Source organism: Micromonospora phytophila, assembly GCF_023656545.1.
GTDB classification, from domain to species: domain Bacteria; phylum Actinomycetota; class Actinomycetes; order Mycobacteriales; family Micromonosporaceae; genus Micromonospora; species Micromonospora phytophila.
On record NZ_JAMOKF010000529.1, the window covers coordinates 1 to 2,483 of the forward strand.

Sequence of the window (2,483 nt, forward strand, 5' to 3'; positions counted from 1 at the left end):
TGCTCTGCTCGGCGGCGGCGGCGCGGCACGCCGACCCGCTGCCGCCCGGCGCCTCCCTGCTCGACCTGGGCCTGCACCGGCTGCGCGGCTTCGACGACCGGGAACGGCTCTTCCAACTGGTCGCCCCCGGCCTGGAGCGGCAGTTCCCGCGGCCGCGTACCGCCGACGCGATCCCGCACAACCTGCCCACCCAGGTCACCTCGTTCGTCGGCCGGCAGGTGGAGCGCGCCGAGCTGAAGCGGCTGGTGGAGGGGCACCGGCTGGTCACCGTGCTGGGCGCGGGCGGCGCCGGCAAGACCCGGCTCGCCGTGGAACTCGCCGCCGACCTGGTCGAGTGCCATCCGGACGGGGTCTGGTTCGTCGACATCGCCACGGTCACCGATCCCGGTCTGGTCGCGTTCGCGATCGCCGCCGTGCTCGGCCTGCGTCCCGAGCCGGGCCGCCCGGTGGTCGACACCCTGGTGGAGTACGCGGCCGCGCGTCGGATGCTGGTCGTCCTGGACACCTGCGACGCCCAGCCGGCCGCCTCGGCCGAGGTCATCTCCCGGCTGCTCGCCGGCGGGGTGGGCGTCCGGGTGCTCGCCACCAGCCGGGAGTCGTTCGGCCTGCCCGGTGAGGTGGTGTGGCGGATCCCGCCGCTGTCGGTGGACCCGCCGGTGGACGGGGCGGAGAGCGACGCGGTGGCGTTGCTGCTGGACCGGACGGCGGCGGCCCGGGGCGGCCGGCAGCCGGACCCGGCCGAGTCGGCCGACCTGCGCCGGGTGGTCCGCCGGCTGGACGGCCTGCCGCTCGCCATCGAACTGGCCGCCGCCCGGCTGCGGGTGCTCTCGGTCGGGCAGCTCGCCGAGCGCCTCGACGACGTGCTGGGCACCCTGGACGCCGGCCGGGAGGACCCGGAGCCGCCCCCGGTGGAGCGGGCCTGGTCGGGCAACCAGCAGGACACGGTGGACCTGGTCGCCGCGGCCGTGGGCATCGCGCCGCCCACCCCGGCCACCCGCGCCGTGCAGCGTTCCGCCACCGAGCGGCACCTCACCATGCAGGCGACGGTCACCTGGTCGTACCGGACGTTGGGGCCGCGCGCCGCCCGGCTGCTGCGCTGGCTGGCGGTCTTCGCCGGCCCGGTGGACCTGCCGACGGTGGAGTGGCTGCTCGGCGACGACCCGCTCGACCCGCTCAGCGTGCTGGTCGACAAGTCGATGGTGCTCGCCGAGCCGCACGCCTCGGGGTGCACCTACCGGATGCTCGACCCGATCCGCGCGTACGCGGCCCGCCGGCTGGTGGAGGCGGGGGAGGAGCAGGCCGCCCGGGACCGGCACGTGGCCTGGTCGACGCACGCGCTCCAGCGGGCCCACCTCGGCCCGGACGGGCGACCGGTTACCCTCTCGCTCTACGCCCTGGATCCGCTCGCCGGTGAGCTGCGTGCCGCGCTGCGCTGGTGCGCCACCGGCGGCAGCGCCCGGGCCGGGCTGCGGCTGGCCGGTGGCCTGGACCAGTGGTGGCGGGAGCGGGGCCTGCCCAGGGAGGGGCGGCTCTGGCTGTTCCGGCTGTACGGGCGGATCGCCGAGACGGGGGAGCGGATCCCGGAGGCGGAGCTGGCGGCGGCGTACCACATGCACTCGCTGCACGCCGGCGCGGACGGCGAGTTCGCCGAGGAGCTGCGCTTCTCCCAGCGGGCGGAGGCGGCGGCGCGGCAGGCCGGCGACGCGGGACTGCTGGCCCGGGTGCTCGCCGGCCGGGCGGCCCCCCTGGTCGACATGGGACAGTTCGCCGAGGCCGAGCGGGTCTGCCGGGAGGTCATCGACTGGGCGCACAGCCAGGAGGTGATGGGCGACGCGCTCTTCGCGGTGTTCAGCCTGGCCGAGCTGCTCTGGCGGCGGGGCGGGCTGGACGAGGCGGCGGAGCTGCTCGGCGCGGTCCGCCCGGTGGAGGCGGCCCGCCCGGTGGAGCGGGGGCGACGCTCGGTCGACATGCTGCTCGGGATGGTCGCGTTGGCCCGGGGCGACCTGGTCGCCGCGCACGAGCACCTGCAGGTGGCGCTCCGGTCCCGGATGAGTCACGGCTTCCACGGCCGGGCCTGCGACACGCTCAACGCGGTCGCGGTGCGCTGCGCGGTCGGGGGTGACGGGTCGACCGCCGCCCGGCTCTTCGGCGCGGCGCAGGCGACCCGGGCGAGCATGCGTTCCACGCCGGGGATCTACGGGGCGTACTGGGCGGAGCGGCAGGCGGAGCTGCGCCGGGCGTTGGGCGACGCGGCGTTCGACGACGCGTACGGCGAGGGGGCCGAGCTGGGGTTGGAGGAGGCGGCGGCGCTGGCACTCGGCGTCGAGCACCCCGACCTGGCCGCCGACTCCACGAGATTCAGCACGGCCGCGGCGACCGCGCCCCGGCAGGGCGGACCGGAGCCGGAACGACGCGCCGCCGGTCACAGCGAACGCGCCTGAGCACGTCGGGCCGGGGACCGGGCGCGGGCCGGGTGGACGCGC

Annotated in this window: 1 protein-coding gene; it reads left to right on the top strand. The window is 77.3% G+C overall.

Going from position 1 to position 2,483, the window contains the following annotated elements:
- Nucleotides 1–2,441, top strand: a 2,441-nt coding sequence (locus NCC78_RS30795) for an ATP-binding protein (RefSeq protein WP_250798930.1), incomplete at its 5' end; no start/stop codon positions are given.
- Nucleotides 2,442–2,483 lie beyond the last annotated feature (42 nt).